The sequence below is a fragment of the Acidithiobacillus marinus genome (assembly GCF_002847505.1).
GTDB classification, from domain to species: domain Bacteria; phylum Pseudomonadota; class Gammaproteobacteria; order Acidithiobacillales; family Acidithiobacillaceae; genus Acidithiobacillus; species Acidithiobacillus marinus.
The window spans coordinates 24,543-47,312 of the sequence record NZ_MXAV01000020.1 but is presented as its reverse complement, the minus strand read 5'-3'; the positions used below and the strand labels follow the sequence as shown (position 1 = coordinate 47,312).

The 22,770-nt window shown below is 52.5% G+C and carries 28 protein-coding genes and 1 pseudogene; 16 read left to right on the top strand and 13 right to left on the bottom strand.

What is annotated here, in order from left to right; all coding sequences use genetic code 11:
* From flgK to flgB, 11 genes are read right to left on the bottom strand one after another with little or no spacing between them, the layout of a single operon-like run.
* Positions 1-2,028 carry a flagellar hook-associated protein FlgK gene (flgK, locus tag B1757_RS05510; protein ID WP_101537366.1) on the bottom strand — a complete coding sequence of 676 codons (2,028 nt, stop codon included), beginning with the start codon at positions 2,026-2,028 and terminating at the stop codon, positions 1-3.
* A 2-nt stretch (positions 2,029-2,030) separates the two neighbouring features.
* The gene (locus B1757_RS05505; RefSeq protein ID WP_101537365.1) at positions 2,031-2,387 is read right to left on the bottom strand and encodes a hypothetical protein; all 357 of its coding nucleotides are present in this window, start codon (positions 2,385-2,387) and stop codon (positions 2,031-2,033) included.
* Between the two features lie 60 nt (positions 2,388-2,447).
* Positions 2,448-3,425: a flagellar assembly peptidoglycan hydrolase FlgJ gene (gene flgJ / locus B1757_RS05500; RefSeq protein WP_101537364.1), complete on the bottom strand. Its 978-nt coding sequence runs from the start codon at positions 3,423-3,425 to the stop codon at positions 2,448-2,450.
* Positions 3,422-4,513: a flagellar basal body P-ring protein FlgI gene (locus B1757_RS05495; protein WP_172437616.1), complete on the bottom strand. Its 1,092-nt coding sequence runs from the start codon at positions 4,511-4,513 to the stop codon at positions 3,422-3,424. Before B1757_RS05495 ends, flgJ begins: the two co-directional genes overlap by 4 nt.
* A gap of 47 nt (positions 4,514-4,560) precedes the next feature.
* On the bottom strand, positions 4,561-5,307 hold the full coding sequence (locus B1757_RS05490; RefSeq protein ID WP_253253727.1) for a flagellar basal body L-ring protein FlgH: 747 nt from the start codon (positions 5,305-5,307) through the stop codon (positions 4,561-4,563).
* 25 nt (positions 5,308-5,332) lie between these two features.
* Positions 5,333-6,118, bottom strand: coding sequence for a flagellar basal-body rod protein FlgG (gene flgG, locus B1757_RS05485; RefSeq protein ID WP_101537361.1), 786 nt, complete (start codon positions 6,116-6,118; stop codon positions 5,333-5,335).
* 20 nt (positions 6,119-6,138) lie between these two features.
* Entirely contained in the window at positions 6,139-6,879 is a 741-nt protein-coding gene (flgF, locus tag B1757_RS05480) for a flagellar basal-body rod protein FlgF (protein ID WP_101537360.1), read from the bottom strand.
* Positions 6,880-6,890: 11 nt separating this feature from the next.
* Positions 6,891-8,135, bottom strand: coding sequence for a flagellar hook protein FlgE (gene flgE, locus B1757_RS05475; protein WP_101537359.1), 1,245 nt, complete (start codon positions 8,133-8,135; stop codon positions 6,891-6,893).
* 11 nt (positions 8,136-8,146) lie between these two features.
* Positions 8,147-8,842 (bottom strand): flagellar hook assembly protein FlgD, encoded by a 696-nt coding sequence (locus tag B1757_RS05470; protein WP_101537358.1) that lies wholly within the window; start codon positions 8,840-8,842, stop codon positions 8,147-8,149.
* Between the two features lie 2 nt (positions 8,843-8,844).
* Complete coding sequence (flgC, locus tag B1757_RS05465) at positions 8,845-9,261, bottom strand: flagellar basal body rod protein FlgC (RefSeq protein WP_101537357.1); 417 nt, start codon at positions 9,259-9,261, stop codon at positions 8,845-8,847.
* A gap of 20 nt (positions 9,262-9,281) precedes the next feature.
* The gene (gene flgB / locus B1757_RS05460) at positions 9,282-9,695 is read right to left on the bottom strand and encodes a flagellar basal body rod protein FlgB (RefSeq protein WP_101537356.1); all 414 of its coding nucleotides are present in this window, start codon (positions 9,693-9,695) and stop codon (positions 9,282-9,284) included.
* Between the two features lie 372 nt (positions 9,696-10,067).
* On the opposite strand from flgB, the gene flgA reads away from it, so the two are divergent.
* From flgA to fliW, 5 genes are all read left to right on the top strand, one after another.
* On the top strand, positions 10,068-10,736 hold the full coding sequence (flgA, locus tag B1757_RS05455; protein ID WP_253253735.1) for a flagellar basal body P-ring formation chaperone FlgA: 669 nt from the start codon (positions 10,068-10,070) through the stop codon (positions 10,734-10,736).
* A gap of 97 nt (positions 10,737-10,833) precedes the next feature.
* Positions 10,834-11,172, top strand: coding sequence for a flagellar biosynthesis anti-sigma factor FlgM (locus B1757_RS05450; protein ID WP_101537354.1), 339 nt, complete (start codon positions 10,834-10,836; stop codon positions 11,170-11,172).
* 106 nt (positions 11,173-11,278) lie between these two features.
* Positions 11,279-11,566 (top strand): hypothetical protein, encoded by a 288-nt coding sequence (locus B1757_RS05445; protein WP_143484226.1) that lies wholly within the window; start codon positions 11,279-11,281, stop codon positions 11,564-11,566.
* Between the two features lie 3 nt (positions 11,567-11,569).
* Positions 11,570-11,830: a carbon storage regulator gene (locus B1757_RS05440; protein WP_101537352.1), complete on the top strand. Its 261-nt coding sequence runs from the start codon at positions 11,570-11,572 to the stop codon at positions 11,828-11,830.
* Complete coding sequence (gene fliW / locus B1757_RS05435) at positions 11,830-12,336, top strand: flagellar assembly protein FliW (RefSeq protein WP_101537351.1); 507 nt, start codon at positions 11,830-11,832, stop codon at positions 12,334-12,336. Before B1757_RS05440 ends, fliW begins: the two co-directional genes overlap by 1 nt.
* On the opposite strand, the gene B1757_RS05430 is transcribed toward fliW, so the two are convergent.
* Positions 12,316-13,059: a flagellar brake protein gene (locus B1757_RS05430; RefSeq protein ID WP_172437615.1), complete on the bottom strand. Its 744-nt coding sequence runs from the start codon at positions 13,057-13,059 to the stop codon at positions 12,316-12,318. The genes fliW and B1757_RS05430 overlap by 21 nt on opposite strands.
* A 208-nt stretch (positions 13,060-13,267) precedes the next feature.
* Between B1757_RS05430 and motD the strand changes: the two genes are divergently transcribed.
* From motD to B1757_RS05380, 11 genes and pseudogenes are all read left to right on the top strand, one after another.
* Positions 13,268-14,110, top strand: coding sequence for a flagellar motor protein MotD (gene motD, locus B1757_RS05425; RefSeq protein WP_101537349.1), 843 nt, complete (start codon positions 13,268-13,270; stop codon positions 14,108-14,110).
* Between the two features lie 163 nt (positions 14,111-14,273).
* Complete coding sequence (gene cheY / locus B1757_RS05420) at positions 14,274-14,693, top strand: chemotaxis response regulator CheY (RefSeq protein WP_101537348.1); 420 nt, start codon at positions 14,274-14,276, stop codon at positions 14,691-14,693.
* Entirely contained in the window at positions 14,690-15,175 is a 486-nt protein-coding gene (locus tag B1757_RS05415; protein ID WP_101537347.1) for a protein phosphatase CheZ, read from the top strand. The genes cheY and B1757_RS05415 overlap by 4 nt, the downstream gene beginning before the upstream one ends.
* A 4-nt stretch (positions 15,176-15,179) precedes the next feature.
* On the top strand, positions 15,180-17,255 hold the full coding sequence (locus B1757_RS05410) for a chemotaxis protein CheA (RefSeq protein WP_101537346.1): 2,076 nt from the start codon (positions 15,180-15,182) through the stop codon (positions 17,253-17,255).
* Entirely contained in the window at positions 17,255-17,875 is a 621-nt protein-coding gene (locus B1757_RS05405) for a hypothetical protein (protein WP_101537345.1), read from the top strand. The genes B1757_RS05410 and B1757_RS05405 overlap by 1 nt, the downstream gene beginning before the upstream one ends.
* Complete coding sequence (locus B1757_RS05400; RefSeq protein ID WP_101537344.1) at positions 17,853-18,602, top strand: oxygen-binding di-iron domain-containing protein; 750 nt, start codon at positions 17,853-17,855, stop codon at positions 18,600-18,602. The genes B1757_RS05405 and B1757_RS05400 overlap by 23 nt, the downstream gene beginning before the upstream one ends.
* Before the next feature lie 20 nt (positions 18,603-18,622).
* A pseudogene (locus B1757_RS15910) lies at positions 18,623-19,453 on the top strand (methyl-accepting chemotaxis protein); the annotation flags it as partial.
* A 66-nt stretch (positions 19,454-19,519) separates the two neighbouring features.
* Entirely contained in the window at positions 19,520-19,873 is a 354-nt protein-coding gene (locus tag B1757_RS16170) for a CZB domain-containing protein (protein WP_253253734.1), read from the top strand.
* Between the two features lie 10 nt (positions 19,874-19,883).
* On the top strand, positions 19,884-20,840 hold the full coding sequence (locus B1757_RS05390) for a chemotaxis protein (RefSeq protein WP_101537342.1): 957 nt from the start codon (positions 19,884-19,886) through the stop codon (positions 20,838-20,840).
* A 26-nt stretch (positions 20,841-20,866) separates the two neighbouring features.
* Entirely contained in the window at positions 20,867-22,210 is a 1,344-nt protein-coding gene (locus B1757_RS05385) for a methyl-accepting chemotaxis protein (protein ID WP_101537341.1), read from the top strand.
* 21 nt (positions 22,211-22,231) lie between these two features.
* Positions 22,232-22,531, top strand: coding sequence for a hypothetical protein (locus B1757_RS05380; RefSeq protein WP_101537340.1), 300 nt, complete (start codon positions 22,232-22,234; stop codon positions 22,529-22,531).
* On the opposite strand, the gene B1757_RS15050 is transcribed toward B1757_RS05380, so the two are convergent.
* Complete coding sequence (locus B1757_RS15050) at positions 22,523-22,711, bottom strand: hypothetical protein (RefSeq protein WP_143484225.1); 189 nt, start codon at positions 22,709-22,711, stop codon at positions 22,523-22,525. The genes B1757_RS05380 and B1757_RS15050 overlap by 9 nt on opposite strands.
* Between the last annotated feature and the right edge of the window lie 59 nt (positions 22,712-22,770).

The window sequence follows — 22,770 nt, the reverse complement described above, 5'->3', positions numbered from 1 at the left end:
TTATAAGGCCTGAATCAGGGACTGAAACAGGGTATTCCCCACGGAAATGGCTTTGGCGGCCGCTTGGTAGGCTTGTTGATATTGAACCAGATTGGCAGCTTCCTGGTCCAGATTGACGCCGGATACGGATTGCTGGGCAGCCTGGGCAGACTGCAGCACCGTCAGTTGGGCCTGGGCATTATTCTGGGCCTGAGCGGCCTGATTGGTCACCTGGGTAATCAACTGGGCGGCATTGTCATTAAAAGTCGCGGTTCCACTATTCAAAATCTTGCTGGTGGACAATCCGGTCATCAATTGGGCATTACCATTGCTGCCTGCCCCCCCCTTACTCAGGGTGAAAGCATCACCGGAAGCCGCAAGACTACCACTGAGATTTACCTGCCAATATCCTCCGGGCGCATTGGGGTTTTGTATATCAATGACGGTACCGGAACCACCCAGACTGACCGTTCCTGATCCCAGCACCGATCCGGTTCCGGAACTGGAGCTGATCTGGAAGCTGGCCGTGCCGCCCTCCTGGCTGGCGCCGCTGGTGATGGTAATTTGTAAAGGTGTCGGGAAAGTGGACAGACCGGAAACTACAATGGCGCCCGAACCACTACTACTTACATATTGCCCGGCCGAGAGGGTCATATTGCCGCGATTGTTATTCACCAGACTGCTGCCGCTTAGCAACTGGCCCGGGCTGCTGACATAAGGACTGGCAGCGGCAATACCCGCAGGGTCTGTCATGACCGTCTGCATGTCCATCGCCCCCAGGCGGGTGGGTTCAACCAGAAAACTATCACCCGCTGCAGCACTGCCGGACACCTGCAATTGAAAACCTTGCTGAGAAAAATTCAGGGTCGTCGCACCAGCACCACTCAGTGGAGTCCCAGAAGTGCTCGCCACGACAGCACCGGTGCTGCTGTTCTCCAGATTCCATACCGAGCCGGAACTTTTGCTCAGAATATACTGACTGGCGCTGAGATTACCGGCATTGGTGATGGTGCCGACCACGGAGACACTGCCACTGCTGTTATGGGTATTGGCATACACACTGACCGGCCCGGCGCTGAACAGGGCCGTGCCGCTGGAACCTGACAGATTCAAGCCCTGGGCCTGCTGCGCGTTCAATGCAGCAGTAATGCCGTCTGCGAGCAGGCCCAATCCGTTTTCAGCGGGATCCAGAGACTGGCTGCGAAATTGCAGCAGACCACCCAGGGTTCCACCGGTCAGATTTTTGGTCAAGTCAGCGCCATTGCTGGCATAGCCCACATTGAGGGTTTGCTGGTTGTAAGGGCTGGGCTGGGTTTGCAGGGCAAAGGATTGGCTGCCCGCTACCAATACCTGGCCATTGCTCAAATAGACGCTCAGCTGTTGATTGTTCTGCTTCAACACCTGCACGCCTACCTGACCGTTCAATTCGGTGATGAGATGATCCCTCTGGTCCAGTAAATCATTGGGTGTGGCATTGGCCCCGCTTTGCGAGGCGGCAATCTGCACATTCAGTTGCGCAATCTGCTTGCTCAATGCATTGACCTGACTGACAGATTCGGAAATTTGCTGATTGACACCGCTATCCACACTGGCGAGTTGCTGCCCCAAAGACTGAAAGGTCTGACTGAGAGTCTGGGCGTTACTGAGCATACTCTGGCGCGCCGGAATATCCGTGGGACTGGCAGCCACTTGGGCCACCCCTGAAAAAAACTGACTGACCTGCGAACTGATACCCCCGTTATTGAGGATGCCCAGAATATTCTGGAGAGAACTGGAAAGACTGGCCTGCCCACTGGCACTGGCGCTGGCCGTCCAGACCTGACCCTGCAAAAAGCTGCTGTAACTGCGCTGTACCGATTCGACCTGGGTACCATTACCATAATACTGCCCCCCCAAAAGAGTGGGCACGGCGGTGGACTGCACGATGTTCTGCTGGCTGTAACCGGGGGTATTGACGTTGGCAATATTATCACCGGTCACCTGCAGGGCCGATTGCGCCGCCTGCAGACCCGTGAGGGCATTATTGACCAACCCACTGATACCCGACATGGTCAAGCACTCCCTAAAGATCGACCGGTGGACTCTGCACTGCCATAAACCAGACCTGTTTGTTCACGCAGCATCATCAGCGCCTCCCCCAGGCCGGAACCAGCCACCCGTAAGGCATGGTCCAGGGCACTGTAGTGCTCCTGCAGCATCAGCACAGCTTCTTTGAGTTCTGCGGAGGGAACAGCCTCAGGATGATTGCTGCGCATGCTCAGTAAGCGCTTTCCCAAGCGCTCCGTCATATCGGCATCAGGCATGGGCTGCGTCCAGTCACCCTGCGCCAGCCACTGTTTCTGGTTTTCCAGAACCTGAGTCAACTGACGAACGGTTTCCAGTTCCTGCTGCATGGATGCATCGCTCATCGAGAATCTCCCGCCTGCAAATGAGGCCCTATTTGATTAACGGCACAAATGCCATAAAGTTTAACTGGCGGCATTTTCACCTGATAAATCTCCCATGACTGTCTGCATGAGCGGGCTTTCAGCCACTGCCACCAGCTTGCTGGCATAGTGCGGATCTGTGGCATATCCCCCCTGCTGCAGAGCTTCGGCAAATCCGGCGATATTGTTGCCCTGCCCCAAAGCCTGGCGATAACGGGGATTATTCAGCAGCAACTGGGCATAATTATGCACACTTTCCCCCACATTCTGATAGGCGCGAAAAGCCGCATTTTCAACTTCATTGACGCCATTTTCGAATTCATGGGTCAGACTATGTACTGATGTGCCCAGCCAGCCCCCACCGCCTTTAATACCAAACAGATTATTACCGGCCACATGGCTGCCCCAGCCCGTTTCCAGGGCAGCCTGGGCAATAATGGCGGTAGGTGCCACGCCAAGCTTCTGTGCGGCTACCCGCACGGCCGGCAAAATGGATTGGACAAAGGATTTCGCTTGCTCCAGCAAAGACTGTGAAGGTTTCACCCAGGATTCCGGAGACATGGCAGAGGATGCCAAGGGAGCGGACAAGCCCGCATTTCGTGCGGGCATGCTTAGCGGCTTGTCAGCACTTTGCGCAGCATTCTGCTTGCCCCAATGCAAGTGGTAACGGGTGGCAATTTCCTTGGCGAGGGTCTGGGCGATACCTATCCCCTGCCCTTGGCTGACGGTTTGGGCGATTTGCTGATTAAAGAGGGACTTCATCAGCGGGCCGGAGTTTTTTCCGGTCAAATCCGAGCCGAAAGACGTTGCCGACATGGCCGAGAGCATTTCCTGCAGTAACACCGCCTCAAATTGCTTGGCTACCGCCAGAATGGTCTTGGGATCATGGGCATCGGCATCACTGCGCAACTGACTCAGACCAGAAAAATTCAGAGCGTCACTGGCCGTCGCAGCCGCTGCCTGGGGGCTGACGGCTGTGGCCGTGGTGTTTGCCGTCAGCTGTATTCCAGTGCCACTCATATCACTTCCAGCTGTGCATGCAGGGCGCCTGCGGCTTTCATGGCCTGCAAGATGGCGATCAGATCCGTCGGTGTCGCCCCAACAGCGTTCAGCGCCCGCACTACTGCCTCCAGGCTGACTCCCGGTTCAAACATCAAGAGCTTGGCCTGGGGCTGAGTAACCTTCACATTGGCCTGGGGGGCAACCACCGTCTGCCCGGCACCCAGAGGATTCGGCTGACTGACCAGGTACTTTTGGGAAATGGTCACCGACAGATTACCGTGAGCAACAGCACAGGCTCCCAGGGTCACATTCTGCCCCAGCACGACCGTACCACTGCGCGCATCAATCACCACTTTCGCCAGCGGCGTTTCGGGACTGACGTTCAGGTTTTCGATCTGCGACAGAAAATTGACACGCGCACCGGGGGTGCCGGGGGCATTCACCCGTACTTCTCCGGCATTCAGGGCTTCTGCCACCCCATACCCCATCTGTTGATTGATCACATTGGCAATCCGCGCTGCCGTAGTAAAACTCGGTTGATGCAACTCCAGCATCATTGGCCCGGCCTGGTCAAAGCCGGAAGACACGGAACGCTCGACGTTGGCACCATTGGGAATGGTCCCCGCAGTGGTAATATTCACCTGCGCCGAAGAGCCATTACTGCTGGCCCCGAATCCACTGACAATCAAACTACCCTGGGCGACCGCGTAGGTTTGCCCGTCGGCACCCTTCAGCGGCGTCATCAGCAGGGTTCCCCCGGCCAGGCTGCTGGCATTACCCACCGCCGAAACCGTGACATTGATGGTCTGCCCGGGCTGCGCAAAAGGCGGCAGATGTGCGGTGACAATCACCGCAGCCACATCCTTGGGCTGCAGGTTCGTGGCCACAGAAGCGGGTAAATTGATGCCCAGGCGCTGGAACATGTTCAGCAGGGATTGGGTGGTATAGGGCACCTGGGTGGCCTGATCGCCGGTACCATTGAGTCCGACCACCAGGCCATAACCTACTAACTGGTTACTCCGTACCCCACCTACGGCGACCAGATTGCGGATGGTTTCCGCCTGAGCAGTCTCCAAGCCCACCAGAATGGTCAGACCTAGTATCATGCATAGCGCGAGTAAGGAGCGAAAGTGCTTGTTCATCATCACCTTCCTCAGAAAGGCCATAGTGACAGGAAGAAGCGCGCCAGCCAAGGCATTCTTGCTGCTGAATAAATCGTGCCATTGCCGCTGTATTCGACGCGGGCATCAGCAATCTGGGTGGAAAGTATCGTATTCTGCGGGGTCACATCTGCAGGCCTCACAACACCCGCGACCCGGATGTATTCATGACCGCCATTGAGCAGCACCTCTTTAGAGCCTTCAATGACCAGATTGCCGTTACCTTGCACACGCACCACAGTCACCTCCAGGGTCGCCTTAAACGTATTACTCTGGGATGTCGCCCCTGTTCCGCCATACTTCTGGGCACTATTAGCGCCCATGCTCGGACTGAAGGGTGTTCCCGCCACACTTCCAAAAGCAGGAACTATGCCAAAGAAATTGGTCAGCGCCGCACTCAGAGAATCCGAAGTGTTGATGGCCGTGTTGGTATTATTGCTGGCACTAGAGTTTTCCTGAATCAGAACGGTAATCAGATCACCCACGCGATTGGCGCGATTATCACTGAACAAGGACACATTGGTACCCGCCTGCCAGATGGCACCATTAGGGGCATGCGCCGCCAATGATTCCGGTTCTGCAGGTATCGGCAATGGCTTTAAGGGTTTAACATCATGATCTCCCTGCAGACTGGCGCAGGCACTCAAGCCCATAGCCAATATCAGCAGCAGCCCCAGACGCAGCAAAAGCATCCCGATATGTCCTGAAGACGCCGCAAAATCAGTGCTGTGTTTACTCATGGCTGGAGTGCGCATTGTATCAGCCTCACAAATTCTGGGTGAGATAACCCAGCATGGAATCCGACGTGGATACCGCCTTGCTGTTGATTTCGTAAGCGCGCTGGGTAGCAATCATATCCACCAGTTCCGACACCACATTGACATTGGAGGATTCCAGATAACCCTGCTGCACGGAGCCCAGCCCATTGAGGGTGGGTTGCCCTGTTTGCGGAGCTCCGGAAGATCCAGTCTGCAAGTAGAGATTATCGCCAATACTCTGCAAACCCGTGGGGTTGATAAAGTTGGCAAGTTGGATGGTACCGACCTGCTGGGGCTGCGCTTGCCCCGGCAAGACCACCGATACCGTACCATCATTGCCGATAGTGATGGACTGGGCATTGGGTGGAATGGTGACCGGCGGCTGGAGCAGGTAACCATTGGAATTGACCAATTGTCCCTGATTATTCATCTGAAAAGTGCCATCCCGACTATAGGCAATGGTACCATTGGGTTGCATGATCTGAAAAAAACCTTGCCCATTGATCCCCACATCCAGAGCGTTCCCCGTCTGGGTCAAGTTGCCCTGGGTCATCAATCGCTCTGTGGACATCACCCTTACACCGGTTCCCAACTGCAGCCCCGATGGGTATTGCGTGGTTTGTGAAGACTGGGCACCGGGCTGGCGCAGATTTTGATAAAGCAGATCCTGAAATACAGCTCGGGACTGCTTGAACCCGGTGGTATTGACGTTCGCCAGATTATTGGCGATTACGTCCATTTTGGTCTGCTCACCTTCCAGCCCGGTTGCTGCCACATAAAGAGAACGCATCATGATGGATTACTCCTGATAAATTATGACAGAACCAGCAATTGATTGGCGCTTTGCCGATCCTGGGATACGGTCTGCATCAATTTGGTCTGCATGTCGAATTGCCGTGTGTCTTCCAGCATCTGGATCATGGCATTGACCGGATTCACATTGCTGCCTTCCAGAGCGCCAGGCTCCAGCACGACATTACCATCCTCGGGGGCGGGTTTGCCGTCGCTGTTCTGAAAAAGACCATCGGGATTTTTCTGTAAGCCTTTTTCTGAAGGATTCACCAGCTTGATCTGGTTGATGGTCACGATGGCATTGGGCTGACTCCCTACCGGAACTCCAGAGATGACCCCGTCACTGCCAATCACCAGAGACTGCATGGGTGGCAGAGAAATCGGTGCGCCATTGACGCCCAGCACCGGATGGCCGGTTGCCGTCATGAGAATACCCTGACCATTGAGCTGCAAGTTCCCATCCCGGGTATAAGCCTCTTGACCGTCAGGGCCCTGCACGGTCAACCAGCCCTGGCCATTCACTGCCACGTCCAGCGGTCGGCCGGTGTGGACAATGGGTCCCGACTGAAAATCCAAGCTGGGGGTTTCCGTAGCCGTATAGGCGCGGGTCGGCAAACCCTGTCCATAAACAGGCAATGCGCTGAATTGGGCTTCGTCGGCGCGGTAACCGGTGGTGTTGGCATTGGCCAGATTATTGGCGGTGACCGTCTGCTTCTGCAGAATGGCGTTGGCACCGCTCATGGCAATATAAAGGGTATCCATGATTTATCCTCTTACAAACTCAAGAGCGTCTGCACCACGGTATTCTGAGTTTTAATGGTCTGGGCATTGGCCTGGTAGGCTTGTTGCGCCACAATCAGATTGACGAGATCCTTTGAAATATTCACATTGGACTGCTCCACAGCACCCGCCTGCAAAACCCCAAGATTGGAACTGCCCGGCTGACCGGACAGCGGTTGTCCGGATACATAGGTTTCCGCCCAGTAATTGTTGCCGAGATTTTGTAGACCGTTATTATCCGGAAACCGCGTCAGGCTGATTTGCCCCATGAGCTGCGATTCACCGTTACTATAACGCCCGAAAATATTACCACCGGAGTCAATGGAGAGCCCTGACAATTGGCCGGCACTATAACCATTACTGTTATTGGTAATCACCGAATTGGGAGAGTTGTAATTGGTGCTACCGCTAAAATTCACATTGATGGTGGTGGAAGCTGCGCCATCTGCCCAGGAAATACCGGATATAGGGGTGGAGGTCGAACTGGTTTCCTGCCCCAGATTATTAAATTGCAAGGTGCCTACACTGCCAGACGTAATGCCGCTGGCGCCATTGGTACCCGTAACCGAGTAATCGACATTCCAGGTCTGTCCAGAGCTTGTTGTTGCTGAACCACTTTGTAATTGATAATAAGTGGTCAATAACTGTGGGGTTCCCAGACTGTCGTAAACAGTTGTCGTCGTAGAATAATTATAAGTGCTTGGGTCATTGATATTAATTGCACCACTCAGCGGTGTATTAGTGGAATCCAGATTTAAGCCCAGACTCAATCCCGAGGTAGCCTGTGGGGCAATGGCATTCTGATTGATGGTTAATGGACCACTGGCTCCGGTCAGCTTGCCATTCTGCGCCTGAACACCAATCAACTCGCCGCCATTGGCGTCTACAATGACGCCATTTTTATTGAGCTGGAACTGTCCATTACGTCCATAAACCGTAGAGCCATTATAATTGAATTGAAAAAAACCATTACCATTGATTGCCACATCCAGCGGATTGCTGGTTGTCTGGATATTGCCCTGGGTAAATTGTTGGGCAATCGTCTGAACCGTTGTACCAATACCTACCTGTCCGTCTGTAGGCGCAGTATTGGCCATGGCCGAAGCATAGGCATCGGCAAACTCGGCATTGGAGCTTTTGAACCCCACCGTATTCGCATTGGAGATATTATTACCCAACACCTGTAAATCAGAATTGGCCGCCTGCAAACCACTTAATGCTGTATTGAATGCACCCATTTTAAAACTCCTTAAATAATATTCTGCACGGAGCTGAAAGGCACAGAACCTTGCTGACCTTGTAATTGCAGGGTGGGACCTGCATTTCCGAGGGTGACGCCATTGACCACCCCGAACATATACGGCGTACTCGTTACCGCATCGCCATTGGCGCCAGCAGCCTGAACGGAAAACTGATAATTGCCGGCTGGCAGAGCGCTCCCGTTGGCTGCTTTACCATTCCAGGAAAAGCTCTGCATTCCCGAAGACTGTGGACCCTGGGGCAAAATCGCTAGCGTCTGTCCGGCGCTGTTTTTTATCAGCACATTCACTGCAGCGGCATCACCGGCAAGATCGTAAGCACCCGTAGAACTGCTGCCACTCAAAGTCAGTTGATTGCCGGAAGTGGTTACCGATTTGCCAATCAATGAGGCCGCCTGCAAACCCTGATTCTGGTTAATCTGTGCCATCAGCGAGCTGAGTGAACCCTGAATGGCCTGCACGCCGTTGGCCATGCTGAATTGCGCCAACTGTGAGGACAAATCCTGATTACTGAGCGGATTAAGCGGATCCTGATTGGTTAATTGGGTGACCAGCAAATTATAAAAAGTGCTCTCGCTGGCGAGGCCGCTGGCACCACTGCTGGCCGTACCCGAACTGCCTGCCGAACTGGTCTGTAAGGACTGATAAAAAGGATTGACGCTGGATGTCAGAGAATTGACGCTCATGTTCAGGCTCCCAGAGTAAGGGTTTTCTGCAGCAAGGCTTTGGTGGTGTTCATCACATTCACATTCGCCTGATAAGCCCGTGAGGCCGAGATCATGTTCACCATTTCATCCACCGGATTCACGTTGGGCATTTTGACGTAACCTTCCTTGTCGGCTAGGGGATTACCGGGCTGATACACCATTTTGAATGGCCCAGGCTTGCTGACGACTTCCGCCACACGCACACCATTCACTCCTGCCGGAGCGCCCGCACCCGCAAAGGGTTGTGCCGCAAATACTACTTCGCGCGCCCTGTAGGGCTGGCCATCAGAACTGGTGGCCGAATTGGCATTCGCCATGTTACTGGCAACCACATTCAGCCGATAACCCTGAGCCGTCAGCGCCGAACTTGCCACATCCAAAACTGAAAACAATGACATAGTATTTACTCCTGCAACATTTAACTGGTTGTTCCCGTAATGGCCGAGATCAGCGTTTTGATTTTTCCGGTCAGAAAAGTGAGATCGGCCTGATAATGCACACTATTTTGTAAAAAACTGGCCTGCTCACGATTCATATTCACCGAGTTATTATCCAGGCCTACCTGGCTACCACGCTGATACTGCACAAAAGCTGCCATACTCGCGTCATTACCAGTAGCAGCAAACTGCCGGTGATGATCGGTTTCCAGAGTAAGGCCTCCATCATCTCCAGACTGCACAGCGGCCAAGGTCTGCTGGAAAGGGATATCTACGGCGTGATAATTCGGTGTATTAGCATTGGCTATATTGGCGGCCAGCAGTTGTTGCCGATAGCCGGTCACTTTCAGTGCATCCGCCAAGGGATCCAACGCTTGATCCAATAAACCCGACATCCGCTCGACCTCCCTGAGAAACCTTTGGGCTTTTAAAAGCAAAAAATATGCCACAATGATCTTTTCATACCGAGCATCTTTTACAGCAGTATTTATCGCTGACTCCACCCCGTTGCCTTGTCTTCAACGGCAGATAAGGGCCGCCTGCATTGGGTTGACTCAGGCGCATCGGCAAAAAAATGCCGCATCCTGCTGCCCACGCAAGCAGAAGCGTTCACTTCAAAGACCATGTGCCGGTTCTGGGTTGTGGCGCGTTATTTGCTTTCGCTCTTGCTGATGAGATCTCATGGATACAAGCGTAGGGAGCATGGGCATTAAATGAAGCACAGATCTTCGCCAGGGAGAAGGTACAACCATGCCGTCGTGACACTCATGCTTATGATGATGAGCACTGCTGCCCATGCGCAAATTGGCGTGGAGAGTCCCGATGCTATTCGCAACGCTGCTCTGAGTTTTGTTCGCGCCCATTTACCTGCTCAGTCTTCCGGGCTGCATATCCATCTGGATGGCCCTGCTTCGGGCATTCATTTTCCTCGCTGTACCAAGCTCAAAGTCAGTTACTTTGGGTACAGTAATCCCTATGGCAACCAGACCATAAAAGTGCTCTGTCAGGCACCCAGCAATTGGCAGATATATCTACCAGTCCAAGTCCAGGTGGATCAGGCCGTGGTCATTGCGGCCCGCCCCCTGACGGCGGGCTCCGTCATCCAAGCCGGTGATCTGGCTGTTGTCCGCAGAAATACCAGTGGCTTGAGCGGTAGTGCGATTCGTTCCCCTCAGGCAGTTATTGGTAAAGTCCTGCGCTTCGGTACCTTGGCCGGACAGCCCATCACCACCGGCATGCTCAACGCTCCTGATGTGGTACATGCTGGGGAACAGGTGACACTTTACGCTGAAGGCGATGGCATTCGCATTGCTACCATTGCCGACGCCATTGAAAATGGTCGTCCCGGACAAAACATCATGGTCAGAAATTTGCAATCCGGTCGGATAATACGGGGTACGGTCACCGCGCAAGGACATGTCGTGGTAAACTTTTAAGGGACATGGTGAAAAATAAATGGCTCAAACACCTTCAGTTATTGTTGTTATGTGTCGTAAATACTAGAGATAGCATAGTCAGGCAGGAGGTACATTCATGAATCCCATCAACCCCTACAATGGATTACTTACGGGAATAGCGTCCAAGGAAACCCGGAGTAACCCTGAACAATCCGTCAGTAATGCGGGTTCCGAAAAAAATGCAGTTCAGCCTGCTGGTGGCAATTCGGTGGCACAAGATCATTTGACCTTGTCACCCAAAGCCAGGCAGTTGATGGCGGCGCAAAAAGAGAGCTCTGCCAGCACCGAACAATTGGCGGCAATTCGTTCCAGTATTGTCAACGGCAGCTATCAGATTGCTCCGCAGCAAATCGGACTGGGGCTGACCCAGGATAATCAGCAGTTTATGCCTAACAAGCCCGGCACCCCAGCCTGATCACAGTATGCATCCGGATGCGCATAAAATTTCTCAACAGTTTCCACTGCTGGAACAACTGCAGCGGTTACTGGATGATGAGACTGCCAGCCTGAAGACAGGCCATATGCAGAATCTCCAGCAAGTTGCTTCAGAAAAAATGCGCTGCTTCGCCCAGCTTGAGCAGATGAAATCGTCAAATTCCGAGTTCCGCAATACCTTGGAATCTGTTCCGGGACGCAGCTTGCTGACCGAAATCCTGCGCAAGAACCAATTAAACGGGCAAATCATCCAGGCTTTGATGCGCTTCAATCAAGGTGCATGGGAAATTTTCTTTGGTAACAGTCAGCCCATCTATACGGACCTTGGTACCACTCGATCAACCCCGGCAAACCATTTGATCGGGAGCGCCTGAATCGTGCTGGTACTCACCAGGCGTCGTGGTCAGGCCATTTGCATAGGCGACAACATTCGCATTGTCGTTACCCGCATTGATGACGGCCAGGTAAGACTAGGCATTGAAAGCAGCGAAAATCTCACGATTTTACGCGAAGAATTGCTGGAAACCGTCAAACTGGCCAACCAATCCGCCCAAACCCTGGCGCCCAACGATTTTGAACACTGGTTGAGACAGCAACACCATACGGATGACAATGGTCATCCTGAGGATGAATCCTGATGAGCACCTATAGTACCCGTTTTGGCCCCTTGTCCATCGCTGAAAAAGATATCTGGCACTGCATTGCACCCATGCCTGGGTTTACGGAACTGCATCAGTTCGCCTTGTTACATCTACCCAGTCAAGGTCCCTTTGTCTGGTTGCAGTCTCTGGATGACCCGCTGATCACCTTTCTGTTAATAGCTCCAGAGCACTTTAATCTGCGCTATTCACAAACTCCGCATTTTGCCAAAAGCGAAAAAGAAGGAATTACCATGGTCATGGTCATCCTGCCACAGACAGAAAATGGAAAACTGCAGAGCAATGCTCTGGCGCCGCTTTATTTTCTGCCCGACAAAATGCAGTTTGGACAGTGGATTGTCGAACATCAGGAAATAGTGTCAGAGCCTTTACTGACCAGTCATCTGCCTCCTGCTGCATTGGGTGCCCAGACTGTGGTTCCCCTTCAGGAGTTGTCCAGCAGCGATACCCAGGTAAAGCAACCCTTATCGACTGGCACGGCGTAAGCATTCGCGATCATAACGCAGTGCGAACTGCATGATTTTATCTTCGAGGGCGGAAGAAACATCCATAAAACGCAAGCCCAGCTCTTGCATACCGCCCTGTAGACGCCTTCCGCCACTCAAATAACAGACTTTGGCAGCAAGCGAATAAGGGTGATTCTGGAATCGGAACTGTATCTGCGCCAGCAGCTCGCCTGCAGCCAACGGATAGTCATGAGGAATCGTGATTCGCATCCGCATGCCACCCGCACCAATGTTCACGCATTCCCCCTCCAGCGCACGCGCACCAAAACGACGCAGCACTACGGTCATTTTGTCAGAGACATCAAGTACTGCACGCAGATTTGCTCGTCTTTGCCACTGATAAACCACTTCGGGTCGCTGAATCCGGATAGCGGCAAAACGTTGCCAAGTGAGCTGCTCCAGCACGGTAGTCTGGAAGCCAGCAGGCAAGGCATCAACAGTCCACAACAACAAATCTTCTCCTGGATGCAAATGAGTATTGACGGCTTCTGGCATCAAGGCATCCATAATCAAACTATTTTTCTGATCATCTTCAGCCAACAGGCTGGTGTGACCTAGAACAGTATTGCGTTGACCCACCAATACCTGCATGTTTTGTTGCGCGTCGACGAGGGACTGTAACATTCGCTCGACGGCTGTGTTTAACGTCAAACGATTGGCGTGGGCAAACAATTTATCGACGAGGTTTTTTTCGTTGACCATATTCATTCCTCATATGAACCCATTGTCAAACTTTTGACACCAGGAAGATGGTTGATATCAGGCAAATACACAGCAGGATTCATGCCTATCAACCGTCCAGCACGGACGGCACGAATCTCGCTTGAAAAGGTCGGAATGGGCTGCAAAGCAACACATCCCGACTACTTAGTAGGTATGAACAGCAAAACATGAGAGAGGAGAACACCCTATGGCACGCAAGAAGAAAGAAGAAGAATGGGAAAATCATGAGCGCTGGCTGGTTTCCTATGCCGACTTCATCACCCTGCTCTTTGCGTTTTTTGTGGTCATGTACGCTATCTCTTCGGTTAACGAAGGGAAATACAAAGTATTATCGAAAACTCTGGTGTCTGCGTTCAGTGGTCAGCCCTGGTCGCCGGTACCTATTCGCTCGGATACCAACAGCCTTACCCAAACGCCGGTTGCCTTGCCCGCATTACCCAAGGTTGCCAGCATGGCACCGGTACCCCATGTGCAGCAGGGACAGGTTTCACCAAAAGCAAAAAATCCTGAAAACCCGGCCAACCCGGAAATGCAAAAAATAGAAGCACAGATGCGCGATTTGCTGAAGCCGCTGATTGAACAGGGAAGCGTAGCCATTCATAGAAGCAACCTGGGTATTGTGATCGACTTGAATGCCAAAATTCTTTTCCCATCAGCCGCTGCCCAGATCAGCCCCAACGCCACCAGCACCCTCAGCAAAATTGCTAAGATTCTGGCGCAAATTCCCTATCAGATTCAGGTCAACGGCTTCACCAATGATTTGCCCATTCGTACCCCACAATTCCGTTCCAACTGGGCGCTGTCTGCGGCACGCGCTGTATCGGTGGTCGAATTATTCATCCAGCAAGGCGTCAATCCCCATCATCTGGTGGCTGCCGGATATGGCAAATATCATCCCGTAGCTTCCAACAACACCGCCAAGGGGCTGATCATGAACCGGCGCGTCAGCATTGTGGTGGTAGCGCCGCAAAATCCCAGCAAAGCTGGTACTGATCCCATTATGGCAGGGAGCATCAGCCAGCGCGGCTGAGGCAGAACTGTAAAAATTCTGGAACAGACACCCTTTAGTTATGGGGTGAACGTGCCGTTAGCAAGCATATGACATTGCTAAAAGCCCCGTCGTATATTGGTACAGTAATTGCTTGCTGATACCCCGAGCGGCGGGGTTTGACTCAAGGAGGAGATCATCATTTATGGGCATTGACCAGGTCGACAAGGGCATCCACATTTTAGTAGTGGACGATTTCTCTACCATGCGGCGCATTGTGCGTAATTTATTACGTGAATTGGGCTTCAGTAATTTCGATGAAGCTGAAGACGGCGTCCAGGCACTGCAAAAACTGCATACTCGTCCTTTTGATTTTGTGGTGTCCGACTGGAACATGCCGAACATGCAGGGTATTGATTTGCTCCGTGCCATCCGCTCCGATCCGCAACTCAAGCACATACCGGTTCTGATGGTGACGGCCGAAGCCAAGCGCGAAAATATTCTCGAAGCAGCCCAGGCGGGAGTCAACGGTTATATCGTCAAACCCTTTACAGCGGATACCCTGAAAGAAAAACTCGATAGTGTCTTCAAACGACTGCAAGCCGCCCAAGGAGCCCAGGGATGAATACCCAAAATCCACTGGATCCCAATCGATTGCTGGGCGAAGCGGAACTCCTGCTACGAGAAGGCCTGAAACGCATTGCCAATACCGCTGAAGAAAAACTCTCCGGGGCGCAAAACCCCCTGGAAGAAGCCCTGCGTCTGACCGAAGAACAGACCATGGCCACCTTGGCCGCTGTGGAAAGAGCTCAGGATGCGGTCGCGGATATTCGCAACGCCCATAACAGCTTCATAGATGAACCCCTCAAGCAGATCGAAAGTGCACTACTGGTGATTCTGGCCAGCCAGCAGGGGCAGGATCTTGCCGGTCAGCGGTTAAAAAAGGCTATTGCTCTGCTCCAGGCGGTTGAAGAGCGGATTCGCCTGACTCTGGCAGAAACCGGGTTGGATACCAGCAAGCATCCAACACCCGAGGTATCTACCGATAGCAATCCCAGCATCAATCAGGACGAAGTCGACAGCTTATTGGCGGAATTGGGGATCTAAAAGCATGGATATGGAAATTCTGCAGGATTATTTACCCGAAGCCCGGGAGCTACTGGAAAAGGCCCAGGACGACACCTTGCGTCTGGAGTCTGATCCGGGTAATGACGATGTTCTGGCTTCAGTATTCCGTGCTTTCCACACCCTGAAAGGCGGAGCGGGATTTCTCGAAGCCGAAAATCTGGTCAACTGGACGCATCATCTGGAAGATCTGCTCGACAAGCTGCGTTCCCATACTTTGACTGTTACCGGCCCAATGATTGATGCCATTTTGCGGGGTCTGGATGTCATCGATGATATGCTGCAGCAACTCGCCAATGGGGAATATCCTGCGCCAGGACCAGAAGAGTTGAGCGGTATCATTCGTCAACTGGCAGCTGGAACGACTCCAGTGGAACCCTTGCAGCCCACCCTTCCCGCTTGTACTGCACCAGAAGCGACCCTTAAGGTCAGCCAACGCGCCACAGCCGATGGGCAAGCAGGTCTTTTTCTGGAACGCGCTGACGCAACACCCTCCCCTGACACGGGATCAGACGAAATTTCCGCAGAAGAATTTGAAGCCACACTTGACGCACTCTATGGAACGCAAGCACCCGGTTATGCCCCCCCTCCGGAAAGCCAATGCGCTGCCAGTGATGAGATTTCTCCGGAAGAATTTGAACAGGTACTGGATCAGCTCTATGGTGACAAAGCCCCGGGCTTTGATACAGAAATTTCGCCCAAAGGTGCGGAAGATCTGCCGGTGACCGCAGCGCCAGGCAATCCACCAGTTGCTTCGGTACAGACTGCCCCTGCCCCAAGTCCAGCGGCTCCACCTTCTCCAACATCCCAACCGGCGGCTCCGGCAGCTGTGCGTGGCAGTCCCGGCACTCAGGAGACTGCGGATGTTACCCTGCGGGTCGATGCAGCTCGCCTGGATGCCGTGATGAACCAGGTCGGAGAACTGGTTCTCCTGCGCAATCGCCTCAGTTCGGCCATTGGCAGCCTCGGCGAAGAAAATGAAGACATGCTGCGTATCGCCAGAGAAGTCGATCTCACGGTAAACGACATTCAGAGTACCGTTATGCGCTTGCGGATGCAGCCCTGCAAGCGACTGTTTCAGCAGCTGCCTCGAGTGGTTCGCGATGCATCCCGACAACTCTCCAAGGAGGTTGCCCTGGAAATTGTCGGAGAAGATGTAGAAATCGACAAAGCGGTTGTCGATGCACTTTCCGGTCCCATGACCCATCTGCTCCGCAATAGTCTGGATCATGGGGTTGAATCTCCTGAAGCGCGCCAGGCCGCAGGTAAGTCGCGAAGCGCCAAAATACGCGTAGCTGCCATACACCTTGGTGACAAGGTCAGGATTGATGTTTCCGATGATGGTCGCGGCATTGATAGCCAGTTTGTGATTCAGAAAGCCATCGATAAGGGCGTTATTAGTGCCGAACAAGGTGCTCGACTTTCGGAGCAGGAAGCAGTGGAGTTGATTTTCCGACCTGGATTCTCCACCAACGACCAGGTCACCGACATCTCCGGACGCGGTGTGGGTATGGATGTAGTCAAGGAGACCGTCCGCAAGCTGCGTGGCCGTCTGGACATTCAGACTCGCCCCGGATTGGGAACTCGCATTTCCATGGAATTCCCGCTGACCATGGCTGTACTTCCGGTACTTTACCTACGTTTGCGGCGAGAGATCTATGCCCTCCCGGTTTCCAGTATCGAAAGTTTGCTGGATATACAGAAAACCCGCATACATCGTATGAGTGGACGTACGGTCTATCGGGTGGATGGTACTGAGGTCGTACCCATTGTCGACTTGGGTGCCTTACTCCACGAACGCTCGCTCCGATTAGGTTCCGAGCCTATTGAAGGCGTACTGACTGAGCGTGGACTATTCATGGTCTCCGAAGTACTGGGGAACGAAGACTCAGTGGTTAAGCCCATAGATTTTCTTGCTGAACAAAACTGGTATCAGGGCGCGACGATCTCCGGTAAGGGCAATGTCGTGCTGATTCTCGACGCCAATGCCCTGGTGAATCATGTGCTTGATCACAGCAGCGATCCAACAACAAAAAACACGCCCTGCATAGGAGCTGCCTGATGAATATTCAGCATATCATGGGAGTTGTAGATGCTTCTTTTGCCGCGCGTCAAAGCATCGAAAAAGCCTTGCGGGAAATTGACCGCCGCGCCCTCAACGCCATGGTTCTCGTGAAGCGGCATGGTAATGCCCTGGCTGGATATGGGGTCGTAGCCCAGGCTTTTCGGGAGCGCGCCGCCACCCTCAAGGACTCCGCTGCACATCTCCAGGAAAGCATTGCCCCGCTCATCGAAGCCTATATGCGTATTTTGCAGCATCAACGCTTTTCTGATTCTTTTGAGCAGATGCTCGCGCATAACGCAGATCATGAAAAACACTGCCCAGGCCTGCGCAGTACCCAAAAAAAATGGCAAATAATCATTGTGGAAGAAGAAGCTGAAGCAAAGGCAGTACTGGAAAGGCTTCTGGAGATGGTTCAGCTGCTTCAGGAAGGTATTGAAGAGCAGGAATATGTGGTCACCAATGGCCGCATTGAAGCCGCTCTGGCAGAAAGCACTGGAGCCCCCCTGATGCGGGTATCCCGAGAAATGGGCGAAGCCGTCCGCACCGTCGCACTGGCGATTCGCAGCTATCGTCACCAATTGGAGAGTCTGGAACATGAAAGCAGCACCCATCTTTGAAGCAGGCAGTCACCGCTGGTGGATTATTTACGATCAGGATGAACATCGTGTCATTGATTCCAACGTCTATGTCATCGAATCTAATGAGCAAACCATCATCCTGGATCCCGGTGGTTTTGAGATATTTCCTCAGGTGTTTGCCGCACTGGTCGAAGCCGTACCACCTTCCAGCCTGAAAGCGGCTTTTGTATCGCATCAGGATCCCGATATCGCCTCCAGTCTGCCCCTCTGGCACGCTTGTAATGAAAAAATGGAATGGCATATCCCCAAGCTCTGGGAAGGCTTTATCCGGCATTACGGGGCTCTGGATGCTCCCCTGCAAAATATCGAGGATACCGGTGGCAGTATCATTATCGGTGGAAGACGCCTGGAGTTTATTCCCGCGCATTACCTGCATTCCTCCGCCAATTTTCACCTCTATGATCCAGAAGCAAAAATTCTTTTTTCAGGCGATGTAGGGGCGGCATTGTTACCTCCCGGTCATGATGCCTGGGTGGATCGGCGCGACAAAACCGGGCGGGCATTTGCAGAACATATCAGCAAGGCCAAATATTTTCACGAACGCTGGATGCCTTCCAATGCTGCCAAGAAAAACTGGATAGAGCGGGTCAGCCAGATGGATATTCAATACCTGTGTCCGCAGCATGGGGCCATATACAGTGGTGATAACGTCAAACGCTTTCTGGACTGGTTCGACAAGCTCACTGTCGGCACGGCCATCATTTAATCACTGGATGGAATAACCCTATGGATAGATCAACCCTGGAAGAGTATGCGCAAGCACTGCTGGATCCGTTGCCGACCCTGGAAATGCTCTGCGAAGCCGATGCTGCCATGGAAAATTGCATCTTTTACATGAATCCGAGTGCACAAAAAATCATGGATTTTTATCATGATCAACTAAATCCATTATTACGTGGTGCAGATGTCCGTAATGCCCTCAATCATTCCATTCATCAATTTCACAAAGATCCAGAGCGGATTCGGCAGATTTTTCGGGATTTGGCCAAAGGAAGCATTCAAAGCCACCAGGCAGAACTGCGATTGGGGACCATCACCTTCGCACTACAATTTACTGTTCTGCGTGATACATCCGGAACGCCCATTGCTTATCATGCTTCTTGGCAAGATTTGAGTGCTCAGCGCCGGATAGTAGAATTTTCCAACCTCAGCTCCGAGCAAGCTACGCATAATGCCCAGATGCTCACCGATACTGCTGCTGAAACGGCAACGGCCATGGAAACCGTCAACAAGAACCTGCTTCTGCTGGCAAAATCCATTGATGACAATCATCAGGCCACTAAATCGCTGATAGGAGAAGTGAGCTCCATTCGACAGATCGCTCAGACTATTCGTGATATTGCTTATCAAACCAACTTACTGGCACTGAATGCCGCCATTGAGGCGGCCAGAGCCGGGGAGCATGGTCGGGGATTTGCCGTAGTGGCCGATGAAGTCCGCAACCTATCCCGCCGAGTGCAAGAAGCTACAGACGAAGTGCAAAACAATATTACTGCCGTCACCAGCACCGCGCGGCATATTGATGAAGCAGCCCAGAAAAACCAGGCTCAGGCGCAGCAGTCTGGGGATGTTGCCAAAAATTTGCAGTATGAAATTAAAAAGTTGCGTACTTTGGCGGCTTCCATGACCCTGACTGCAGCCCGCCAAAGGCATGAAATTGTTGTGCAGCGCTTGCAGAACGAGTTACTGGGAGATCAGCACAGCCTGCGTTTGGAAGATCTCAAAGATCATCATAGCTGCACGCTGGGCCGCTGGTATGACGGTATTGGTGCTCAACTACTGGGTAAGGATGCCGCATTTATCGCTCTGGCAGAACCGCATCGAAAGTTTCATCAAAGCACCAGAGAACTTCTGGCTCTCCATCAGTCAGGGGACAAGGAACGATCTCAGCAAATGCTACAGCAAGTTTTGGGGAATCGTGACAGGATTTTTCAACAACTGGATGCGCTGAACACCACCCTTCAGGAAAGTCAGTGAGGACTACATCATGAATCAGTTATTACGGGAAGTGGATGAACGAGCCCAACTGGCAGGTACCAACAAGTTCGAACTGCTGGTATTCCGCCTCGGCTCAGATCCCGGCACCAATAGTCGTGAGTTATTTGGCATCAATGTGTTCAAGGTGCGGGAAGCGTTGGTCATGCCTAAAATCACGCCCATGCCCGGCGCTCCCGAGCATGTGATGGGGGTAGCCAATATTCGCGGGCAAATCATCCCTGTCATTAATTTACCTGCAGTAGTCGGTTGTAAAACCGAAGGATTAAATATTCTTCTCGTCACGGAATATGAGCGCTCCGTGCAAGGTTTCGCTGTGGAAGATGTGGAAGAAATAGTCCGCCTGGAATGGAGTCGAGTACTTTCGGCGGAAGGTGCTTCCGTAGGGGGCCTGGTCACCAGTCTGGCCAGGCTTGATGAAGATGAAGAAAAAGCGCGTCTGGCCCTGGTGCTGGATGTGGAACACATTCTCCGCCAGGTGCTGCCCTCCCGTTTCAAGGCTGGAGATGAGCTGGTACAGCAACATGCAGTAGAAATCCCCAAAGGCGCCGTGATCCTCTACGCGGACGATTCTGGCGTGGCCCGCAATCAAATAGAAAAAACCCTGAAAAGCCTGGGATTGGCCTTCATCGGGACCAAAACCGGGAAAGAAGCCCTGGAGCGACTACAGCAATTGGCCCAGGATGCGAAAGTGGCGGGTATCCCGCTTCATGACAAGGTCGCCATGGTATTGACCGATCTGGAAATGCCGGAGATGGATGGCTTCACTCTCACCCGGCGCATCAAGGAAAACGAAGCGCTTCACGATGTACCAGTAGTCATTCACTCCTCCTTGTCGGGTACCGCCAATGAGGCCCACGCGCGTAGCGTCAATGCCGATGGCTATGTGGCAAAATTTTTGCCCGATGATCTCGCTCGTGCCATCACCAACGTCATTCGTCCTCATTAAAAACCGTATCTTGAAGAGGCTACCCCATGTCTACCGAAAACCCAACGCTACTCTCCCTGTTTTCCGCCTGTCTGGACGGAGACGCTGACACAGCCCGGCTCATTCAGGAGGATCCTGAACTCGCGAAAACCATTACGCCCATCTGTGACTGGCAAAAAGCCCGTCTCTGGCAGGGCTGTCGCGTCCTGGATCATCAGGTGGTCGCATTGGAAAAAACCGCTGACAGTCATCTGCTGGGCATGAATTTTGACAAAAACCTGCAAAGCGCTCAGCAGGACAGTCAAGCATTGGTCGATCAGGCTCAGGCAGTAGTGGCTGCGGTACGTCATATAGCCGAGAGTGTGGGAGCCAATCAGGAACTGGCTGAAGCGACTCTGCATGATGTACAAATGGGTAACGAAAGATTGTCTGAGCTCATTGGCGAAATGGATCTTGTCGAACAGTCTGTGACCGCTATGGGGGAAACCGTCCAGGCTTTTCTGCAACAAACCCGCACCATTACCACACTGGCTGCCAAAGTTCAGGAAATTGCCAAGCAGACCAATCTGCTGGCCCTCAATGCCGCCATTGAAGCCGCTCGCGCCGGGGAACATGGACGCGGCTTTGCGGTCGTAGCTGACGAAGTGAAAAAGCTGGCCCAGAGTTCTGCTCGGGCTGCGGCGGATATTCGCAGTTCGGCCACCACCATCAACAAAGGGGCCATACAGGTGGAATCAGGGGTGAGCGCCAGTATCGTCCATTTGCGTCGCGGTGGAGACTCTCTTGAAACAGTAGCTGAAGTGCTGGGCATGGCCAATCAGTCCGCCCAGAAAACGCGTGGCAACATTGAAAGCATTGTGCATGGCAGCGTTCAGGAAATTACCGCCGCTGAAGCCATGGGAACACATATGAATGCCTTGCAACAATCCATGCAGCAATTTACTCAGCAGTTCAAGGGTATTCGCCACAATCTGGATCAGGTTCAAGAAGCCCTTGTTCAAGGAAGTGAAGCAGCCACCCAGGGAGAACCGGCTCTGGCGACCCGTTTGACCGTGGCAAAATCGGATCACGTACTATGGGTCAATAAAATTCTGGAAGCCATAGGTCATCCTAATGCCGAAATGGATGACAGCACTTTGAAAGATCACCACCAATGCCGTCTGGGGCAATGGATGGACAGCATGGTGGATACCCCGATTGGTCAATCCGAGGCCTTTGTTGCCGTACAACAGGTTCATCCGCAGGTGCACAAGCTTGGTATTGCCATTATCAATGCCATGAAAAAAGGCGACAATTCAGCCGTACATAAAGGTGCAGAACAGTTGAAAAGCTTGAGTACCATGGTGCAACAACAACTGGATAAATTACGTGATCATATTATGGGCCATTGATGCAACCGGATCCGGAACAGCATGGCTAAAAAGCAGAAAAAGTCAGAACCCACTCTGAATATAGAAGAGACTAAAAAATTTCAGTCACCCAAAAAAGGGGCGATTAAAAGCTGGGCCATTACCTGGCTATTGGCTATTTTTGCGGCTGAGTGGGGCCTATTACCGCAACCCTTATCCGCACAAGACGGATTACCCGTGTGGGTTCCCTTACTGATAAGTATATTACGCTTTTTGGTATTATGGTTTTCTGCTTACGTCATCACCAAAATTATTTTTGGTGCCTGGGAAATTCTGAATGAATATTATCATACTTTAAAGTAGTTTCATTACAAATCCAGTAAGCTCTGAAACAACGATAAATACAACCAGAGTAAACCATGAAACATGTAAAACCGATTCTTCATCAGCCTTAGTATCTGCAGCCTGGTTACTCCGGCCTGCTTTACTGTGACTGGAGGCAAAACTTGCTGGCGAAGTTGCTGATGCGTGCTGAAAATCCATTGACACCATCCCCCAAAAATATAATCCGTTTCAATTTATCACATTACTTACACCTGTTT

Excerpts from the sequence above, each read along its gene's own strand:
- flgJ (WP_101537364.1), bottom strand. The coding sequence starts at position 3,425 with ATGAGTGGCACTGGAATACAGCTGACGGCAAACACCACGGCCACAGCC.
- B1757_RS05470 (WP_101537358.1), bottom strand. The coding sequence starts at position 8,842 with ATGAGCGTCAATTCTCTGACATCCAGCGTCAATCCTTTTTATCAGTCC.
- fliW (WP_101537351.1), top strand. The coding sequence starts at position 11,830 with ATGAGCACCTATAGTACCCGTTTTGGCCCCTTGTCCATCGCTGAAAAA.
- B1757_RS16170 (WP_253253734.1), top strand. The coding sequence starts at position 19,520 with ATGACCCTGACTGCAGCCCGCCAAAGGCATGAAATTGTTGTGCAGCGC.
- flgG (WP_101537361.1), bottom strand. The coding sequence starts at position 6,118 with ATGATGCGTTCTCTTTATGTGGCAGCAACCGGGCTGGAAGGTGAGCAG.
- B1757_RS05450 (WP_101537354.1), top strand. The coding sequence starts at position 10,834 with ATGAATCCCATCAACCCCTACAATGGATTACTTACGGGAATAGCGTCC.
- B1757_RS05430 (WP_172437615.1), bottom strand. The coding sequence starts at position 13,059 with ATGGTCAACGAAAAAAACCTCGTCGATAAATTGTTTGCCCACGCCAAT.
- cheY (WP_101537348.1), top strand. The coding sequence starts at position 14,274 with ATGGGCATTGACCAGGTCGACAAGGGCATCCACATTTTAGTAGTGGAC.
- motD (WP_101537349.1), top strand. The coding sequence starts at position 13,268 with ATGGCACGCAAGAAGAAAGAAGAAGAATGGGAAAATCATGAGCGCTGG.
- B1757_RS15050 (WP_143484225.1), bottom strand. The coding sequence starts at position 22,711 with ATGGATTTTCAGCACGCATCAGCAACTTCGCCAGCAAGTTTTGCCTCC.
- B1757_RS05490 (WP_253253727.1), bottom strand. The coding sequence starts at position 5,307 with ATGAGTAAACACAGCACTGATTTTGCGGCGTCTTCAGGACATATCGGG.
- flgA (WP_253253735.1), top strand. The coding sequence starts at position 10,068 with ATGCTTATGATGATGAGCACTGCTGCCCATGCGCAAATTGGCGTGGAG.
- B1757_RS05505 (WP_101537365.1), bottom strand. The coding sequence starts at position 2,387 with ATGAGCGATGCATCCATGCAGCAGGAACTGGAAACCGTTCGTCAGTTG.
- B1757_RS05410 (WP_101537346.1), top strand. The coding sequence starts at position 15,180 with ATGGATATGGAAATTCTGCAGGATTATTTACCCGAAGCCCGGGAGCTA.
- flgE (WP_101537359.1), bottom strand. The coding sequence starts at position 8,135 with ATGGGTGCATTCAATACAGCATTAAGTGGTTTGCAGGCGGCCAATTCT.
- B1757_RS05400 (WP_101537344.1), top strand. The coding sequence starts at position 17,853 with ATGAAAGCAGCACCCATCTTTGAAGCAGGCAGTCACCGCTGGTGGATT.
- flgK (WP_101537366.1), bottom strand. The coding sequence starts at position 2,028 with ATGTCGGGTATCAGTGGGTTGGTCAATAATGCCCTCACGGGTCTGCAG.
- flgF (WP_101537360.1), bottom strand. The coding sequence starts at position 6,879 with ATGGATACCCTTTATATTGCCATGAGCGGTGCCAACGCCATTCTGCAG.
- B1757_RS05495 (WP_172437616.1), bottom strand. The coding sequence starts at position 4,513 with ATGATACTAGGTCTGACCATTCTGGTGGGCTTGGAGACTGCTCAGGCG.
- B1757_RS05405 (WP_101537345.1), top strand. The coding sequence starts at position 17,255 with ATGAATATTCAGCATATCATGGGAGTTGTAGATGCTTCTTTTGCCGCG.
- B1757_RS05390 (WP_101537342.1), top strand. The coding sequence starts at position 19,884 with ATGAATCAGTTATTACGGGAAGTGGATGAACGAGCCCAACTGGCAGGT.
- B1757_RS05385 (WP_101537341.1), top strand. The coding sequence starts at position 20,867 with ATGTCTACCGAAAACCCAACGCTACTCTCCCTGTTTTCCGCCTGTCTG.
- B1757_RS05445 (WP_143484226.1), top strand. The coding sequence starts at position 11,279 with ATGCAGAATCTCCAGCAAGTTGCTTCAGAAAAAATGCGCTGCTTCGCC.
- flgB (WP_101537356.1), bottom strand. The coding sequence starts at position 9,695 with ATGTCGGGTTTATTGGATCAAGCGTTGGATCCCTTGGCGGATGCACTG.
- B1757_RS05415 (WP_101537347.1), top strand. The coding sequence starts at position 14,690 with ATGAATACCCAAAATCCACTGGATCCCAATCGATTGCTGGGCGAAGCG.
- B1757_RS05380 (WP_101537340.1), top strand. The coding sequence starts at position 22,232 with ATGGCTAAAAAGCAGAAAAAGTCAGAACCCACTCTGAATATAGAAGAG.
- flgC (WP_101537357.1), bottom strand. The coding sequence starts at position 9,261 with ATGTCATTGTTTTCAGTTTTGGATGTGGCAAGTTCGGCGCTGACGGCT.